General features: G+C 71.4%; 9 protein-coding genes. 1 reads left to right on the top strand and 8 read right to left on the bottom strand.

The window, feature by feature from the left end:
- Positions 1-13: 13 nt before the first annotated feature.
- From AB0H86_RS35400 to AB0H86_RS35380, 5 genes are all read right to left on the bottom strand, one after another.
- On the bottom strand, positions 14-1,981 hold the full coding sequence (locus tag AB0H86_RS35400) for a beta-galactosidase (protein WP_362448482.1): 1,968 nt from the start codon (positions 1,979-1,981) through the stop codon (positions 14-16).
- A complete protein-coding gene (locus AB0H86_RS35395; protein ID WP_362448479.1) occupies positions 1,981-4,179 on the bottom strand; it encodes a 1,4-beta-glucanase in 2,199 nt (732 codons plus the stop codon). The genes AB0H86_RS35400 and AB0H86_RS35395 overlap by 1 nt, the downstream gene beginning before the upstream one ends.
- Before the next feature lie 249 nt (positions 4,180-4,428).
- Positions 4,429-5,376: a carbohydrate ABC transporter permease gene (locus tag AB0H86_RS35390; RefSeq protein WP_362448555.1), complete on the bottom strand. Its 948-nt coding sequence runs from the start codon at positions 5,374-5,376 to the stop codon at positions 4,429-4,431.
- Positions 5,377-5,384: 8 nt separating this feature from the next.
- The gene (locus tag AB0H86_RS35385) at positions 5,385-6,419 is read right to left on the bottom strand and encodes an ABC transporter permease subunit (RefSeq protein WP_362448476.1); all 1,035 of its coding nucleotides are present in this window, start codon (positions 6,417-6,419) and stop codon (positions 5,385-5,387) included.
- A 27-nt stretch (positions 6,420-6,446) separates the two neighbouring features.
- Positions 6,447-8,141 carry an extracellular solute-binding protein gene (locus tag AB0H86_RS35380; protein WP_362448473.1) on the bottom strand — a complete coding sequence of 565 codons (1,695 nt, stop codon included), beginning with the start codon at positions 8,139-8,141 and terminating at the stop codon, positions 6,447-6,449.
- A 379-nt stretch (positions 8,142-8,520) separates the two neighbouring features.
- On the opposite strand from AB0H86_RS35380, the gene AB0H86_RS35375 reads away from it, so the two are divergent.
- A complete protein-coding gene (locus tag AB0H86_RS35375; protein WP_362448470.1) occupies positions 8,521-11,367 on the top strand; it encodes a glycoside hydrolase family 3 C-terminal domain-containing protein in 2,847 nt (948 codons plus the stop codon).
- A 76-nt stretch (positions 11,368-11,443) separates the two neighbouring features.
- Here AB0H86_RS35375 and AB0H86_RS35370 read toward each other — a convergent pair whose 3' ends face one another.
- The 3 genes from AB0H86_RS35370 to AB0H86_RS35360 all read right to left on the bottom strand — a co-directional run bounded on the left by AB0H86_RS35370 (position 11,444) and on the right by AB0H86_RS35360 (position 17,096).
- Positions 11,444-12,889, bottom strand: coding sequence for an aldehyde dehydrogenase family protein (locus tag AB0H86_RS35370; protein WP_362448552.1), 1,446 nt, complete (start codon positions 12,887-12,889; stop codon positions 11,444-11,446).
- Between the two features lie 238 nt (positions 12,890-13,127).
- Entirely contained in the window at positions 13,128-14,864 is a 1,737-nt protein-coding gene (locus tag AB0H86_RS35365) for a PucR family transcriptional regulator (protein ID WP_362448467.1), read from the bottom strand.
- A 105-nt stretch (positions 14,865-14,969) separates the two neighbouring features.
- Complete coding sequence (locus AB0H86_RS35360) at positions 14,970-17,096, bottom strand: ATP-binding protein (RefSeq protein WP_362448464.1); 2,127 nt, start codon at positions 17,094-17,096, stop codon at positions 14,970-14,972.
- Between the last annotated feature and the right edge of the window lie 229 nt (positions 17,097-17,325).

Here is a 17,325-nt window from a genome sequence, read left to right as displayed (position 1 = left end):
ATGCCTCCCCCTGTCATGGCTTCAGGACCGCCACTCCATAGCGGCCGAGGGTGATCTCGTCCGTCACGGTCGCGTCCGTCAGCAGGTCCCGGTGGGTGCCCGGCACCTCGACCGTCACCGAGTCGCGCCCGTGGTGGAGGAGGAACAGCAGGTCACCGCGGCGGACCGCCTCGACCTCGGCGGGCAGCGCGTCGAGCGCGGGGCGGGCACCCGCGTCGCCGGCGATCCGGGCGATCAGATCGCGCATCGCCGTCGGCTCGGGGAGCGTCGAGAGGTACCAGGCGCGGCCCTTGCGGAGCACGGCGGGCAGGCCGTCGAGCTCGCCGCCCTTGTACGCGGCCTCCGTCTCGGAGTCCTCGGTCTTCTCGATCTCCTCCGACCACAGGGTGCCGCGGAAGCCGTCGCAGTCGATCTGTTCACCGGCGTCCAGCGGCCACCACTCGTGCAGCGTGCGGATGCCGAACAGTTCACGCAGGCGGGCGTCCATGCCGCCGGGCCGGACCCGGTCGTCCTCGTCGGCGATGCCGGTGAGGAAGCCGGAGACGAGGGTGCCGCCGTCGCGGACGTACGCGAGGAGGTTGTCGATCGCCGCGTCCGTGAGCGCGTACGCCTGCGGGACGACCACGAGCCGGTACGCGCTCAGGTCGTGCTCGGGGTGCGCGAAGTCCGTGGTGAGGTGGGCCTCCCACAGGGCGCGGTGCCAGGCTGTGACGAGGTCGGGGTGGTCGACCTGCTGGGAGAGCCGGCCGTCGTGGGCACTGGCCCACCAGGCGTTCCAGTCGTGCAGGACGGCGATGTCGTTGCGTGTGTGAGTCCCCGTCACTTCCGCGCCGATCCGGGCGAGTTCGGCACCGAGCCGCTTCACCTCCTGGTACGTCCGGCCCTCCTCCCCCGCGTGGCTGACCATCCCGGAGTGGAACTTCTCCGCGCCCTGCCGGGACTGCCGCCACTGGAAGTAGCAGACGGCGTCCGCGCCCCGGGCCACGGCCTGGAGCGACCAGAGTCGGTTGAGACCGCGCGGCTTGGGATGGTTGACGCCCCGCCAGTTGACCGGCCCGGCGGCCTGTTCCATCAGCATCCAGGGACCGCGGGCCTGCGAACGGGTCATGTCCTGGACGAGGGCACCGTTCTGCGCGCCGAGCGGATCACGCGGGTCGGGATAGAGGTCGACCGAGACGACGTCCTCCTCCTCGGCCCAGCGCCACGCGTCCTGGCCGGCCCACAGCGGCATGAAGTTGCTGGTGACGGGGAGGTGCGGGGTGGCCCGGCGGACGATGTCGCGTTCGGCGACATAGCACTCCAGGAGCATGTCGGACGTGAACCGCTTGAAGTCCAGTACCTGGCTCGGGTTCTTCATGTAGTGGGCGTGGCGGGGCGTGTGGATCTCCGCCCAGTCGCAGTAGCCCTGGCTCCAGAAGGCGGTGCCCCAGGCCTCGTTGAGGGCGTCGAGGGTGCCGTACCTGTTCTGGAGCCAGCCCCGGAAACGGGCGGCGGCCTCGTCGCTCCAGTCGTAGGTGCAGTACTCGTTGTTGATGTGCCACATCGTGAGGGCCGGGTGGCCGCCGTAGCGGGCGGCGAGGTCCTCGGTGATGGCGGCGGCACAGCGGCGGTAGGTGGCGCTGGAGTGCGAGAAGTGCTGGCGTCCGCCCCACCACTCGGTGCGGCCGTCCTGGTCGACGGGCAGGGTGTCGGGGTGCAGATGGCCCATCCACGGCGGCGGGGAGGCGGTGGGGGTGGCCAGGACGACCCCGATGCCGCCCGCGTGCATCAGGTCCATCAGCCGGTCCAGCCAGCCGAAGTCCCGCTCCCCCGGGCGGGGTTCGAGCTTCGCCCAGGAGAAGACGCCGAGGGTGACGGAGTTGACGCCGGCGGCCTTCATGAGGCGGACGTCCTCGGGCCAGGTCTCCTCGGGCCACTGCTCGGGGTTGTAGTCGCCGCCGTAGAGGATGCGGCCGTTCGTCACCGTGTTCAGGTCGGGCATCAGACGGGCTCCCCGTAGTGGATGCCGCGCCCGTTGGTGGCGACGTAGACGCGGCCGTGGATGCGTGGGTCGCCGGTGATCGTCTGGCCGGTCCAGCCCCACTGGTGTCGGTCGTCGTTGATCCGCACCCAGGTCTTCGCGCCGTCGTCGGAGCGGTACACGGCGGTGATCGCCTCCGTGGAGCCGACCAGGTAGATCGCCGGGTAGTCGCCGTCGACGGCGGCCTTGCCGAAGCCGAGGGTGTACGAGGCCCAGCAACTGGTGACCTTGGTGAAGGTCGCCCCGCCGTCGGTGGACCGGTACAGCCCGTTCCACTTCACGCTCAGCCAGAGGTCTCCGGAGCGCCCGGGTGCCGCGGCGAGCTGGAACTCGCTGTCACCGGCGGGCAGTCCGCTCGCCCGCGCGGTGAAGGTGGCTCCGCTGTCCGTGCTGGCGTACAGCGTTCCGTTGCCGGTGTCGTACGTGTAGAAGCGCGCCGGGTCGGCCGGGTCGGCGAGCGGTGTGGCGCCCTTGGGGAAGGAGGAGACCTCGGACCAGGTCGCTCCGTTGTCCGTGGAGCGCTGGGCGGGGTACTTGGTGCCGTCCCAGTGCACGAAGGTCCACAGCAGCACACTGCCGTCGGCGTTGGCGGCGATCGGTCCCGGGGCGTCCTTGGCGATGGCGGGCTGGGCCGCGAAGGGCGCCCAGGTTTTGCCGCCGTCGTCGGAGTGGGCGCCGTTGCCGTGGTCGCCCCAGCCGGTGCGGACGACGTACGACGGCCTGGCCGCGGCCTGGGCCAGTCCCGTCACCGTCCCGAACACGGGGTTCGTCGCCATGCCCCGGGACGGCGAGGCCGTGAGCCGCTCGTGGTACATCACGCCGACGTCCCCGAGGCCGCTGATGAGGTGCGCCTGACCGGCCGGGGGCGAGATCAGCTGACGTACGGAGGTCTCCTCCAGGCCGCGGATCCGCGGGGCCCAGTGCTTCAGGTTCCGGGTGCCGTAGAGGGTGGCGCCGGTGCCGTAGACGACGTGCTTCGAGTCGTACGGGTCGACGGCGACGGCCTGGATCCACCAGCCGAACTTGGGCTGGTCGGCGCCGAAGGTGAGGAACGGGGTCTCGGACACGTCGAGGACCGCCGAGTCCTTCAGGGACGTCCAGGTGCGGCCGCCGTTCGTGCTCCGGTACAGGGTGTCGACCGCGGCCCAGCGGTTGTTGGTGGAGACGACGAGCGTGCCGGGGCGGCGGGCGTCCACGGCGACGCCTCCGTAGCCGAAGGTGTCGGCGGAGCCGTCGGTGGTGGTGCCGCCCGGCTTCACCGGCGTGACGTCGGTCCACTTGCCGCTCGCCGTGGCCAGCTTGTGCACACTGCCGTCGGACTGGCCGTTCGGGCCGGGCGCGTTGGCGTACGTCACATACAGCTCGCGGGTGTTCTTGTCGTACGCGGCCCGGATCGGGACCTTGGCGGCGGTGCCGGAGGGCTGTCCGGGGACGGCCTCCCAGGTGGTGCCGTCGACGGTGCGGTAGAGGTTCGGGGACCCCGCCGTGCCGTCGGAGTCGCCCCAGCCGGCGTAGAGGGCGCGGCCGGCGGCGACGAGGAGGGTGACGCCCTGGCCGGTGGCGCTGGGAGTGGCGGGGAAGCTCACCGCTCTCCAAGTCGCGCCCTGGTCCGTGGACTTGAGCAGCCCGTCGTGCCGGGTCCCGAGCCACAGGGTGTCGCTGTCGCGCGGATCGACGAGCAGCCGCTCCCCCGCACCCCGCCCGTCCTCGTTGGCGCCGAGCTTCACGGCGAGGTCGGTACGGGTCCAGGTGGCGCCGCGGTCCTCGGAGCGCAGCACGGCTCCGTCGCCGGCCCAGGACTGGGCGTAGGTGCCGAGGGCGAGGTAGAGGCGGTCGGGGTGGGCGGGGTCGACGGCCATCGCCTCCACACCGAGGAGGTTCCAGTCGTCCCAGCCGAGGTGGTCGGTGAGGGGGGTCCAGCGGGCCGATCTGTCGTCCCAGCGGTAGGCGCCGCCGATGTCGGTACGGGCGTAGGCGAGACCGCGTACGGAGGGGTGGAAGAGAACGCCGGTGACGAATCCGGTACCGCCGATGACGGCGTTGCGCCAGCGGTAGGCGGGGGCGGCGGCGGTGGCCGCGCGGGCCTGCACGGCGGGGAGGGCGGTGAGTGCGGCGGCGGCTGCGGTGCCGGCGAGGACGGTGCGACGGGTGACGTGCATGGGGGTACCTCGAGAAGTCGGTTGTGGATGCGGGGTGTTGGTGCTGGACGGGGGTGGGTCGCGCCGCCCGGCGCCGCCGGGGTGCCGCCGCGCCCACCCGTGCCGCCCCAGCGGCACGACTGCCCGCAGCTTGCCGACCTAGGGGCGCGGGGCTGCATTGATATGCGGCTCCGCCGCGTGGGCGCGACAAGCCACGTACGACCCGCAGCCGCCAGCCGGCCGACGCACCCCACTGATGAGGCGAACCGGTCACCCCTTCACCGCACCCGTCAGCATCCCCTTCTTGAAGTGCTTCTGGACGAAGGGCGACAGGACGGCGACCGGCAGCAGCGCCATCACCATGACCGCCATCTGTATGGCCAGCCCGGACAACTGCCCGGTCCTGATGGCCTGGCTGAGCCCCACCGGCGCCTCCTGCTTCTGCACCAGCTGGATCATGACGTTCTGCAACGGCATCATGTCCTGCTCGTTCAGGTAGAGCGACGCGTTGAACCAGGCGCTCCAGTACCCGACGGCGTAGAACAGCGTGATCACCGCGAGGACCGCCCGCGACAGCGGCATGACGATCTGCCAGAGGACCCGGAAGTCCCCGGCGCCGTCGATGCGCGCGGCGTCGATGAGTTCCTGCGAGATGCCCATGAAGAAGCCGCGCAGCACCAGGATGTTGAAGATGCTCAGCGCGCTCGGCAGGATCAGCGCGAGATAGCTGTCCGTCAGGCCGAGGGACTGCACCAGCAGGTAGGTGGGGATGAGGCCGGCGCTGAAGAACATGGTCGCCAGCATCGTCATCAGGATCCAGCGGTGGGCGAGGGATCCGCTGCGGGACAGGCCGTAGGCGCACAGGACGGACACCGCCATCGAGAACAGCGTGCCGACCAGGGTGATGAGGAGGCTGACGATCGTGGCGCGGGTGACCTGGCCGCCGCTGAGGAGTTCCCGGTAGGCGATGAAGGTGATGCCCTTGGGCACCATCACGAGGCCGCCCGCCTCGTCGATGGTCTTCCGCGAGGAGAGGCTGGTGACGATCACGATCCACAGCGGGAAGACGACCGCGAGGCAGGCGATCGTCAGGGCGATGCCCTTGCCCGCGAGGCCGGCCTTCGAGGGTTCTTCCTCCCATGCCGGGCGCTCAGGCGCGGCCCACCAGCGGGGCGCCTTCTCCTGTGCCGGCTCGGTGTCCTGGCGCGGCTCCCACATCACGGACGTCACTTCTCGTACACCCCCTGCTCGCCCATGAGGTGGGCGATCTTGTTCGCGGCGAGGACCAGGCCGATGCTGACCACGCCCTTGATCAGGCCGGCGGCGGCCGCGTAGCCGAAGTCCTGGTTGCGTACGCCGTTCCACCACACGAAGGTGTCGAGGACCTCTCCCGCGTTCGTTCCGACGCCGTCGCGTTGCAGCAGGATCTGTTCGAAGCCGACGGTCAGGGCGTCGCCGACGCGCAGCACGAGGAGGAGGGCGATCACCGGGCGCAGGGCGGGAAGCGTGACGTGCCACATGCGGCGCCAGCGTCCGGCGCCGTCCATCGCGGCGGCCTCGTAGTGGTCCGTGGGCACCGAGGCCAGCGCGGCGAGGAAGACGATGATCCCCCACCCGGCGTCCTTCCACACGCTCTGCGCGGTGATCAGGAAGGCGAAGGTGTCCGGGTTGGTCATGATGTCGAGGCCGTCGTACCCGTTCTGCCGCAGCAGCTGGGAGAGCATCCCCGCGCCGCCGAACATCTGCTGGAAGACGGCGATGACCAGCACCCAGGAGAAGAAGTGCGGCAGGTAGAGAACCGCCTGCGCGACGGCCCGGACCCGGGGCCGGACCACGCTGTTGATGAGCAGCGCGAGCAGGACCGGGATCGGGAAGAACAGCACGAGCTGGATGATGAACAGGACCAGTGTGTTCTGGACGGCGTTCCAGAAGGCCGCGTCCTCGAAGATCCGCTGGAAGTTCTCCAGGCCCACGAAGGGGCTGTGCAGGATGGAGACGATGCCGTTGTCGCTGATGTAGGGGTCGTAGTCCTGGAAGGCGACGACGTTGCCGAGGATCGGCAGGTAGTTGAAGACCAGGACCAGCAGGACGGCCGGCAGCGTCATGAGGATCAGGACGCGGTCGCGTCTGAACCTGAGCCGCAGGCTCAGCCTGCCCGAGCCCTGTTCCTTCCGGGCGACGGTGGCGTCGCCGGACGCCACCGGGATCTTCACCGGTGTGCTGGCCTCGGCACTGCTGCGAGGCACCGTGCTGTTGGCCACGGCCGTTCTCCTTGCCTCAGAGCCTGGTCAGCTCGCCGCCGTGCCGTTCTCGTCGAGAAGCTTCTTGTACCAGTCGCGCAGCTTGTCGCCGCCCTTGCTCTTCCAGTCGGAGACGGCCTGCTGCATGTCGCTCAGCTTCTTGTGGCCGCGGATGATGTCGTTCTCGAGCTGCTCGAAGTCGTTGGCGAGGTTGGTGTAGCGGGAGGGCTCGGTGATCTGCAGGCCCCAGAAGGACGACTTCTTGGTGAAGGCGCCCATCCGCTGCTCCCACTCGACCATCGCCTTGGTGTCGTCCGGCAGGTCGGGGTGGGCGGTGGTCGCGGCCGGGCTCGCCACCATGACGTAGGCGTTGAGAACCTCGTTGTTGCCCTTGTCGTTCTTGACGGGGACGCCGTCCTTGATCGTGTAGTGCGTGCCCTCGACGCCGTAGTTGGTCATCATCCACTCCTTGGTGCCGTACGGCGCCGCGGTGACGTTGGCGACCGCCAGCACGTCGCGGATGACGGACTCGGAGGCCTTCTTGCTGACGAAGGCGAAAATGCCGGCCGGGTTCTGGGCGTACAGCGTCGGGTCACCGCCGTCGTGGCCCCAGATGTCCATGCCCCAGACCTTGAAGTCCGGGTTCTGGGTGGCCTGGGAGGCCTGCTGGCCGTACCAGTTGACGATGTTGTTGTTCCAGATCAGGAACTCGCCGGCGGCGAACTTGGGGGCGGGGTCGGTCGCTTGGCTCTTGCCCAGCTTGAAGTCGGGGTGGACGACTCCGGCGGCGAACAGCTTGCGCGTCCACTCGATGGCTTCGAGGTACTCCGGGGTCTCGATGCGGTTGATCAGCTTGCCGTCGACCAGGTTCCACCAGAGCGGCTTCTCCCCGCCCCCGAGCACCCCGAAGGTGTTCATGGCGGTCCACTTCATGTCACCGCAGGCCCACACCTTGGCCCGGGCGTTGGTGATGTCCTTGCACAGGGCCAGGAACTCGTCGGCGGACGTCGGGACCTCGTAGCCCTTCTTGTCGAAGATGTCCTGGCGGTAGAGGGGCACGATGGTCTGGACGGACGGGGCGGGCATCGGCAGGCCCATCAGCTTGCCGCCGAAGATGGAGCGCTGCCAGGCGTCGCTGGGGATCGCCGCGAGGTTCGGGTACTCCTTGACCTTGTCGCCGGACAGGTACGGGCCGAGGTCGGCCATCTTGCCGACGATGGCGCTGGGTATCTTGCCCATCATGTTCCAGCCGGGGATGACGACCACGTCCGGGACATCACTGGAGGCGAGGACCGCGCCGAGCTTCTGGTCGTAGGTGTTGCCGTCCTGGTTCCGCCACTGGACGTCGACGCCGATCATGTCGTTCATCGACGTGTAGTAGGGGTTGTTCCCCTTGGGCGGGGAGCCCCAGAACGGCGACATGATGGTGACCTCGCCGCCCTTGCCGAGCTTCTTCGCGACCGAGGTCTTGAGAGTGGCGACCTCGAGCTCGGCGGTGAAGCCCATCGACGAACCGTTCTTGGACGGGATGTCCGGCGTCACCACGTTGCTCGCCACAAAGGCCGGCAGGATCTTCTTCGCGTCCTTGCCCGACGTGGTCCCCTCGCGCGACCCGCTGTCCGAACCGCCGCAGGCGGAGAGCAGCGGCATCCCGCCCGCGACCGCGGCGGCGGCGACCGCCGTGGAGGCGAGGAAGCTTCTCCGACTGCGGCCGGAGGTGTCGGAAGCGGCGTTCGGCGTCATTGCGTCAACCCTTCATGGCGCACCAGGACACCCGGCGGTGGAGCCGTCGGCTGCGGTGTCTTGAGTGGAACTGGCTGAGCCGAAGCGGTTCTCTGATCCTCGGTGGTCCGCGCACCGTCCGGCGGGCAGTCCTCGTGGTCGAAGTAGTCGAAGCGCTTCGATGTTGCTGCGAGGTTAAGTGAACACCCAAGGGTGCACAAGAGTGGTTTCCACATTTCCTCCGGGGCTTGGAGGATCCCACCTGCCTCTTGCGCGGCTTGAAATGTCGTAGGTGAGTCCGACTTGTTGCCCTGGAGTGTCTTGACACTCACCCCCGCGCCGAATGAGCATCGAAGCGCTTCGAAAGCGCTTCGTCGCTCCATCGCAAGGGGAACCCCACGTGACCGCACAAACGCCGCCTACGCCGCCTTTCCGCGATCCGCACCTGCCGTTCGCGAAGCGCATCGACGATCTGCTGTCGCGGCTGACCCTCGATGAGAAGGCCGGCTTCCTGCACCAGTTCGCCCCGGCCGTCGAGCGGCTCGGCGTCGCCGCCTTCCGCACCGGCCAGGAGGCCCTGCACGGCGTCGCGTGGATGGGCCCGGCGACGGTGTTCCCCCAGGCCGTGGGCCTCGGCGCGAGCTGGAACACCGATCTCGTACGCCGGGTCGGCGAGGCCGTGGCCAAGGAGACCCGCGCGATGCGCGCCCGCGACGACCGTGTCGGCCTCAACATCTGGGCGCCGACGGTGAACCTGCTGAGGCACCCGCTGTGGGGCCGCAACGAGGAGGGCTACTCGGAGGACCCGAAGCTCACCTCGGCCATCGCCACCGCGTACACGCGTGGTCTGCGCGGCGACCATCCGACGTACTGGCTCACCGCGCCGGTCCTCAAGCACTGGCTGGCGCACAACAACGAGACGGACCGCGCCACCACGTCGAGCTCGGTTCGCCCGCGGGTACTGCACGAGTACGACCTGCGGGCGTTCCGCGAGACGGTCGAGGCGGGCGCCACGGCCGGGGTGATGCCGGCGTACAACCTGGTCAACGGTCGCCCGAACCATGTCTCGCCCTATCTGCGCGAGTACCTGCGCACCTGGACCGACGAGGAACTGCTGGTCTGCTCGGACGCCGGCGCGCCCTCCAACCTGGTCGACCACGAGCACTACTTCGACACCCACGAGGAGGCCACGGCGGCCTCTCTGCTGGCCGGTGTCGACAGCTTCACCGACCACGGCACGGACAGCTCGCAGATCGTCCAGCGGGTCCGGGGCGCCCTGGAACAGGGCCTGGTGACCGAGGCCGACATCGACGCGGCCGTGCGCCGCCAGCTCTCGGTCCGCTTCCGGCTCGCCGAGTTCGACCCGCACCACGACCCGTACGCGGACACCCGCGACTTCGACACACCGGCCCACCGCGCGCTCGCGCGGGAGGCCGCCGAGCAGGCGGTGGTGCTGCTGAAGAACGACGGCGTGCTGCCGCTGGCGCCGGACACCCGGATCGCCGTGGTCGGTCTGCTCGCCGACGAGTGCAAGCTCGACTGGTACAGCGGCACCCTCATCCACCGCTCGACCCCGCTGGAGGGCCTGTACGAGCGCTTCGGCGCCGAGCGCGTGGAGTTCGCGGAGGGCGTGGACCGGGTCCTCCTCAGGACGAGTGACGGCACCTTCCTGCATGTCCCCGAGGCGGCGGACGCGGTCGACGAGGTGCGCGGTGCCGAGGGCGCCCTGGACCCGGCGCTGCTCGCGGGCCGCACGGATCTGCCTCCGCTCACCACCGACGCGGCCGGTACCGAGTTCGCGCTCGTCGACTGGGGCGAGGGCGTCCTGACCCTGCGCGCGCCCGACGGCCGCTATCTCTCGGTGGCCGAGGACGGCCGGCTGCGCGCCTCCGCCGACCAGCCCGGAGGCTGGGTCGTCCAGGAGACGTTCCGGTTGGAACCGTGTGAATCCCATGAGAGCGGGCACCTCCTCAGGCACATCGGTACGGGCCGCCATGTGTCGGTCGCCGCCGACGGAGTGAAGGTTGCCGACGAGAATCCGGAAACGTTCCAGCTCATCGTCGTCGAAAGCGGCGAGGACGCAGTGACCCGGGTCACAGCGGAGGCCGACGTGGTCGTGGTGGTCGCGGGCAACGACCCGCACATCAACGGCCGCGAGACCGAGGACCGCACGACGCTGCGGCTGCCGGTCCAGCAGGAGCGGCTGCTGCGCGCCGCCCGCGCGGCGAACCCGAACACCGTGCTCGCGCTGACCTCCGCCTACCCGTACGCGGTCGACACCGAGGCTTTGCCCGCCGTTCTGTGGACGGCGCACGGCGGCCAGGCGGCCGGCACCGCGCTGGCCCGGGTGCTGGCCGGCGACGTCTCGCCCGCGGGCCGCCTCCCGCAGACCTGGTACGCGGACGACGCCGACCTGCCCGGCCTTCTCGACTACGACGTGATCGGCGGCCGCCAGACGTACCTCTACTTCGAGGGCACACCACTGTTCCCGTTCGGTCACGGACTGTCGTACACGTCCTTCTCGTACGGCGATCTGGCGGTGCGGGTCGCCGCCGAGGCCCTGCAGGTCTCCTTCACGATCACGAACACCGGTGACGTGACGGCCGACGAGGTCCCCCAGCTCTACGCCCGCGCCGCGGACCCGTCGGTCCCCCGCCCGCGCCGCGAGCTGGTGGCACACCGCCGGGTGACACTGGCACCCGGCGAACGGACGGAACTCTCCTTCGAAGTCCCCCTGTCCGCCCTGGAGTTCTGGGATGTGGCGCAGGGTCGCCCGCGCCTGGAGCCGGGCCCGTACGAGCTCATGGCCGGCGCTTCCAGTGAGGATGTCCGGCTGCGTACGACGGTGCTGCTCGACGGTGAGCCCGCCGCCCCGCGCGCCGTGCTCGAACACGGCCTGGACGCGGCCGACTTCGACGAACAGAGCGGCGTGGACATCGTCGACCGTACGAAGGCCCGGGGCGAGGCGGTGACGGCCGCGCCGGGCCACACCGGTGAACTGACCTACCGCTTCTGCGACTTCGGTGCCGGAGTGACGGCGGTGACCGTGTCGGCGGCGGGCGAGGGCACGGTGGAGATCTCCCTCGACGGCGGCCCGGCACTAGCCGTCCTCACGGCGGAGGCGCCCGGGAGCGGCCCCTACGACTACACCGTCCTCGGCGCCGCGCTGACCGCCGAGGGCGTGCACGACGTCCACCTCAGACTGCGCGGCGCACTGCGGCTCGCGCACGTCGGCTTCTCCGGCTGAGGGTCCGGAGCAAGCCGGCACAGAGAAGGGGCCCGGCACCGGAAGGCATCGGTGCCGGGCCCCTTCGCGGAGTGACTCAGAGAGCGAGGCCCGTCAGGACCAGGACCCGCTCGTACGTGTAGTCGTCCATCGCGAACTTCACGCCCTCGCGGCCCACCCCGGACTGCTTGACGCCGCCGTACGGCATCTGGTCGGCGCGGTAGGACGGCACGTCGCCGATGACGACACCGCCGACCTCCAGCGCGCGGTGGGCCCGGAAGGCGACCTGGAGGTCGTGGGTGAACACCCCCGCCTGGAGGCCGTACTTGGACTCGTTCACGGCCGCGAAGGCCTCCGCCTCCCCGTCCACCTTCCGCACGGTGAGGACGGGTCCGAAGACCTCCTCGCAGGAGACGGTCGTGTCGGCCGGTACGTCGGTGAGGACGGTCGGCGCGTAGGAGGCGCCGTCCCGCTCGCCGCCGGTGAGGAGCCGGGCCCCGGCCTCGACGGCCTCCCGCACCCACGCCTCGACCCGCTTCGCCGCGTCCTCGCTGACCAGCGGCCCGACGTCGGTCTTGTCGTCACTGGGGTCACCGGTGACCTGGGCCTCGACGGCGGCGACGACACGCGGCAGGAGACGGTCGTACACGGAGGCGTCCGCGATCACCCGCTGCACGGAGATGCAGGACTGCCCGCCCTGGTAGTTGGAGAAGGTGGCGATACGGGTGGCGGCCCAGTCGAGGTCGGCGTCGGAGGCGTAGTCGCCGAGAACGACGGCCGCGCCGTTGCCGCCCAGCTCCAGGGTGCAGTGCTTGCGGGGCACCGAGTCCATGATCGCGTAGCCGACCTTCTCGGAACCGGTGAAGGAGATCACGGGGAGCCGCTCGTCCTGGACGAGAGCGGGCATCCGGTCGTTCGGGACGGGCAGGACGCTCCAGGAGCCGGCCGGGAGGTCGGTCTCGCCCAGCAGTTCGCCGATGACCAGGCCGGAGAGCGGGGTGGCGGGCGCCGGCTTCAGGATGATCGGCGCGCCGGCCGCGATCGCCGGGGCGATCTTGTGGGCGCACAGGTTGAGCGGGAAGTTGAAGGGCGCGATGCCGAGCACGACGCCCTTCGGGAAGCGGCGGGTGAGGGCCAGCCGGCCCTGGCCGCCGGCGTCGGTGTCGAGCCGCTGGGCCTCCCCGCCGTTGAACCGGCGGGCCTCCTCGGCGGCGAACCGGAAGACGGAGACGGCCCGGCCGACCTCACCCCTCGCCCACTTGAGCGGCTTGCCGTTCTCGGCGGAGATCAGCCGGGCGATCTCCTCGGTGCGCTCGACGAGTCGCCTGCTGACGTGGTCGAGGGCGGCGGCGCGTACGTGGGCCGGGGTGGCGGCGAAGTCCTCGCGGACGGCGTACGCGGCGGCCACGGCCTCTTCGATCTGGGCGTCGGTCGGTACGGCGACCTCGCCGACGAGGTGACCGTCCCACGGGGAGGTGACGGAGAAGGTGTCCTCGCCGGTGGCCTTGCGGCCGGCGAGCCAGAAGGCGTGGGTGGCCGCCACAGTGTCGTTGGGCATGTACGAGTCCCGGCCCTTCCGCGTTGGGGGTGGGTGGTGCGGTGCGTTCCACGGTAGAGCGGGGGTGGGTGGGCTGTGGTTGGCCGGGGTGTAGAGGTGGTGTGTGGTAATACTCCGGTTCGGCAGGGTGGGGGCGGACGTCCGTGGAGGCTTGTGGGTGTGGTGGGCGATACGACGCCCGGGGAGAGCCCCGGCAACGGCACCCGCACCGACACCCCCGCGCCTACTCCGACGACGTCGCCTTCAGCGCCAGCCACAACTCCATCCGCACGTCCGGGTCGTCCAGCGACCGACCCAGGATCTCCTCCACCCGCCGCATCCGGTACCGCAAGGTGTGCCGGTGGACCCCCAGCTCCGCGGCCGCCGCATCCCACTGCCCGTGCCGCGACAACCACGCCCGCAGGGAGGCCACCAGGTCCCCCCGGCCCCGGGCGTCATGGTCGTGCAGTGCCCGCAGCAAGCCGTCCGCGAAGGCCTTGACCGCGTCGTCCGCGAGCAACGGCACCACCGACCCCGCCGCCATCTGCTCGTGCTCGACACACACCCACCCCCGCCGCCGAGCCACCGACAGCGCCTGCTCGGCCTGTTTGTACGCGGCGGCGGCCGCGATCGGCCCGGCCGGCGCCGACAGCCCCACGACCAGCTCGTCCTCGTACCCGACGGTCCCCGATCCTGATCCGGGTCCGGGTCCGGGTCCGGAACCCGTGCCGGTGGCCTGCTCCGCCGCGGTGTCGCCCCCCTCCCGCGCGGCCTCCAGCGCCGCCGCGTACTCCGCGCACGCGGCCACCGCCGCGCCCCGGTCCGCGGCCAGCGCCACCAGCCGTTCCCCCTCGCCGTCCCCCTGGGGCACGACCAGCACGGTCTCCCCGGACCGCGCGGCCGCCGACTCCAGGACCTCGGTGAGCGACGCCAGCGGATCGCCCTGGGCGTCGGCGGCGGCCAGCGTCGCGGCCGTCGACTTGCTGAGCCGCGCCCGCGCGTGACTGTCGGCCTGGACCCGTGCGGCGGACGCGGCGGAGGCCGACTCGGCGACGATCATCCGGAAGGGCGCGTCGAGCAACTCCCCGTACAGGTCCCCGGCGACCGCCCGGGCGTGGTCGGGTTCACCGGCGAGCAGCATGCGCAGCACCGCCGCCCCGACCCGCTGCTCGGCCGCGTGCAGGGCCCGCGAGCGTTCCGTGGTGAGCGTCAGCAGGGCGATGGCCGAGTGGACGGCGTACCGCTCGGCCGTACCGAGCGCCGCGGCCGTGCCGACGGCGAGCGCAGCCCGGGGCCGGCGGCCGGTGCCCAGCGAGTGCAGTTCGACCCGGTCCTCGTGCCCGGGACCGCCCACCACCGACGAGGCGGGCGCGGGACGCTCCCGCAGCCGCTCGACGTCCGCGGTCAGCCGGGCGGCCCTGCGGCCCGACCACTCCGGCGCGGTGGCGACGACGGCACCCGAGGCGTCGTAGAGCGCCGCCCATCCGTCCACCTGGGACGCGAGTGCGGCGAGCAGTCCCTCCGGGCCGGCCGTGAGGGTCTGCTTGGTCAGCTCGCGCTGCGCGGCGAAACCCGCGGTCACCGCCCGGTACTGGTCGGCCGCGATCGCCGCCGAGACGGCTTTGCTGATGGCGAGGAAGGGGGTGCGGCGCGGTACCTCCAGCAGCGGCAGCCCCTCCTGCTCGGCCGCGTCGACCAGTGCCTTGGGCGTCTCCTCGTAGTTGACCCCGACGGCGAACCCGAGTCCGGCGACCCCGGCCTCGACCAGCCGCCGCACATAGTGCCCCATGGCCTCCGGGTCCTCGGCGTCCAGCTTCAGCGCGGTGATCAGCAGCAGTTCCCCGCCCTCCATGTAGGGCACGGGGTCGGCGAGCTCACTGGCGTGCGCCCAGCGGACGGGAACGTCCAGGCGGTCGCCGCCCGCCCGCACGGTCAGCTTGAGCGCGGAGTGATGGACGAGCGAGGCGAGGGTCGGGGGCATGAGGCCTTCAGGTATGTGTGACCGTGGTGATCTCTATGATCTTTTGGCCGCCATGTATGAACGACCTATGGTGATTCTGCCTCACCGTACGGTCCGCGCGTCACCTCAACCCCGTAGGTCCACCAGCAGCGGCGGCGCGTGCTCCCCCTTCACGTTGGTCAGAGACAGCACCGCGTGCCCCGGCGGCACCCCGTGCGCCAGTTCGGACGCGGACCACCGCTCCCGCTCGACCTGCCGCACCGTCACGGCCCGCGCGGTCGGCGCCTTCCCGGTGATCACCCGTCGGACCATGTGGAGCGCCTTGCCCGCCGGGGTCTCGGCGATGATCTGCCGGTCCGTGACGTCCGTCGCGTCGATCCACTCCTTGCCCCACACCTCGGCGAAGTCCTGCCCGTCCCACGGTGTGAGCCCGGACAGCGCCATCCGGCAGCCGGTGGCCCCGAGCAGCGGTCCGCGCAGCGGCCTCGGCACGTCGTCCAGGGTGCGCAGTGTCAGCACGACCCCGGCGTTGCCCGACCGCAGCCGCTGGATGCCCCGTACCGCCTCGGGCGTCACCACGCCGGTCGCGTCGTCGAGCACCAGGCAGGCGAACAGCGACCGGTCGTCCCGTACCGCGACGCTCGCCGTGAACTGGGCCAGTACCAGCCGGGCCAGCATCTTCGAGGCGTCGGCGTGCCCGCGCTGGGGCAGGTCGACACGCACCCGCACCGGGTGGTCCAGTGCCTTCAGCGAGAAGGGCCGGGACTGGCCGGAGGTGTCGAAGAACCCGGCGAAGGCGGGCCGGTCGAGCAGCGCGACCCGGTCGGCGAGCACCCCGCCGACATCCCCCGGGTGCCCCATCTGCCGCTCCCGCGCGTCCAGTTCGCGCAGCAGCGACTCCTGTCCGGCGTCCTCGAGGCCCTTGCGCAGCGCGGCCAGCGGCACCGGAGCGCCGTCGAGGAGCCCTCGCAGCTCCGGCACGGACGGAAAGCGTCCGTGGACCGCCCGGAACGGCCCGAGGAGCTGGGCGAGGACGGTGGTGGACCGGCGGGTGTCCCCGCCCTGGTGGGGTTCGGCGAGGTCTCCGACGAGCGCCTCGGCGAGCACCGCAGCGGCCTCGTCCGGGTCGCTCGTCCCGCCGTACAGGTCGAGGTCGTAGACCGACTCCGGATTCCCGATCTGTACGACGACGTCGTACGAGTCGGCCGGGCCGAGCCCCGCGCCCGCGGCACCGACCACGACGACGGCGGCCCGACCGGCGAGCGCGTGCAGGCACAGGGACTCGGTGAGCGGCAGCACCACGGTCCCGGTCTTGCCGGAGCCGGCCGGCCCGACGGCGAGCAGGGAGGTGCCGAGCAGGTCGGGGCCGAGGCCGAGGCCGGTGCCGCGGTAGGCGTACGGGTTGCGGGCGTCGTCGGCCGTGGCACCGAGGCGTACCTGGCCGGTGACCAGGTCGTGGCGGGCGAGCCGGGTCGGCAGGTCGCGTTCCCCGGAGGGGTGCGGGCAGGCGGCGGCACCCTCCTGGAGCACGGCGCCGGTGAAGGTGGCGAGGCTGTGCCGGCCACCGCGTACGCCCTGCCAGGCGCGGGTGATCCGGGCGTGGTCGACGTCCCGCATCAGCCCGGCGCGGGCCTCGGCGGCGAGCCGTTCGGCGGCGTCGGCGGCGCCGGCGGCCCGCAGCTCGGGCCACTCGGCGGGGTCCTGCTCGGGGGTGCGGGTTCGCTCGGGCGTCGGTGCGGCCCGGCTCCAGGCGGGTGGGCCGAAGCGGCGCCAGATCTCGCCCCAGCGACCGAGACGGCCGACGACGAGCATGATCGTGAAGGCGATCAGGGTGTAGTAGCCGTACCAGAGGACCGCGTTGCCTACGCGGTCGTCGCTGTGCCGCCAGGAGTCCGGGGTGAAGAGTTCCAGGGGCAGCACCCACCAGCCGCCGAGGTAGCCGTTCCACAGCAGGGACCAGACCAGCCAGCCCACCAGGAACGCGATCACCGCGCCGCTGAGCAGCTGCCGGGTCGGGATCTGTTCGGGCTCCTCCTCGGGGCGGGGCCGGTGTCCGAACCGCCACATGCCCGGTGCCGCCTCCGGGCGGGGTACCCGCAGCCAGGTGAGGAAGGCCGAGCCGTCCGGCATCGGCGGCATGCCCGGTGCCGCGGGAGGCCGCGGCGGCATCGCGGGCACCTCCGGGGGCCCCGCCGGACGTGGCACCGGGTTCGCATGCGTACCCCGCGCGTCCTGCGTCCCGTCGCTGTTCATCGCCCTCGCCCTCGCCCCTTGACCAGCCGTTCCGTCCACCATCAGCGAGTCAATCTAACGCCCCCGGAAGGGGAGTTCACCGTTACGCGGCCGGGTGGCCGGTGCTGCGCGGTCCGGCCGCCGTATCCACCGCCATGTCCACCGCCGTATCCACCGCCATGTCCAGCGCCATGTCCAGCGCCATGTCCACGGCGGACAATAGGTGTCGCCGACACCGCCCACATGGAGC

The sequence above is a fragment of the Streptomyces sp. NPDC050997 genome (assembly GCF_040660135.1).
Lineage (GTDB): Bacteria > Actinomycetota > Actinomycetes > Streptomycetales > Streptomycetaceae > Streptomyces.
The sequence above is the reverse complement of the archived record's forward strand: the minus strand, read 5'-3'. Positions and strand labels throughout refer to the sequence as shown.

What these genes read in the sequence shown, in the direction of transcription:
- AB0H86_RS35400 (WP_362448482.1), bottom strand. Translation starts at nt 1,981, where the DNA reads ATGCCCGACCTGAACACGGTGACGAACGGCCGCATCCTCTACGGCGGC.
- AB0H86_RS35395 (WP_362448479.1), bottom strand. Translation starts at nt 4,179, where the DNA reads ATGCACGTCACCCGTCGCACCGTCCTCGCCGGCACCGCAGCCGCCGCC.
- AB0H86_RS35390 (WP_362448555.1), bottom strand. Translation starts at nt 5,376, where the DNA reads ATGTGGGAGCCGCGCCAGGACACCGAGCCGGCACAGGAGAAGGCGCCC.
- AB0H86_RS35380 (WP_362448473.1), bottom strand. Translation starts at nt 8,141, where the DNA reads ATGACGCCGAACGCCGCTTCCGACACCTCCGGCCGCAGTCGGAGAAGC.
- AB0H86_RS35365 (WP_362448467.1), bottom strand. Translation starts at nt 14,864, where the DNA reads ATGCCCCCGACCCTCGCCTCGCTCGTCCATCACTCCGCGCTCAAGCTG.
- AB0H86_RS35360 (WP_362448464.1), bottom strand. Translation starts at nt 17,096, where the DNA reads ATGAACAGCGACGGGACGCAGGACGCGCGGGGTACGCATGCGAACCCG.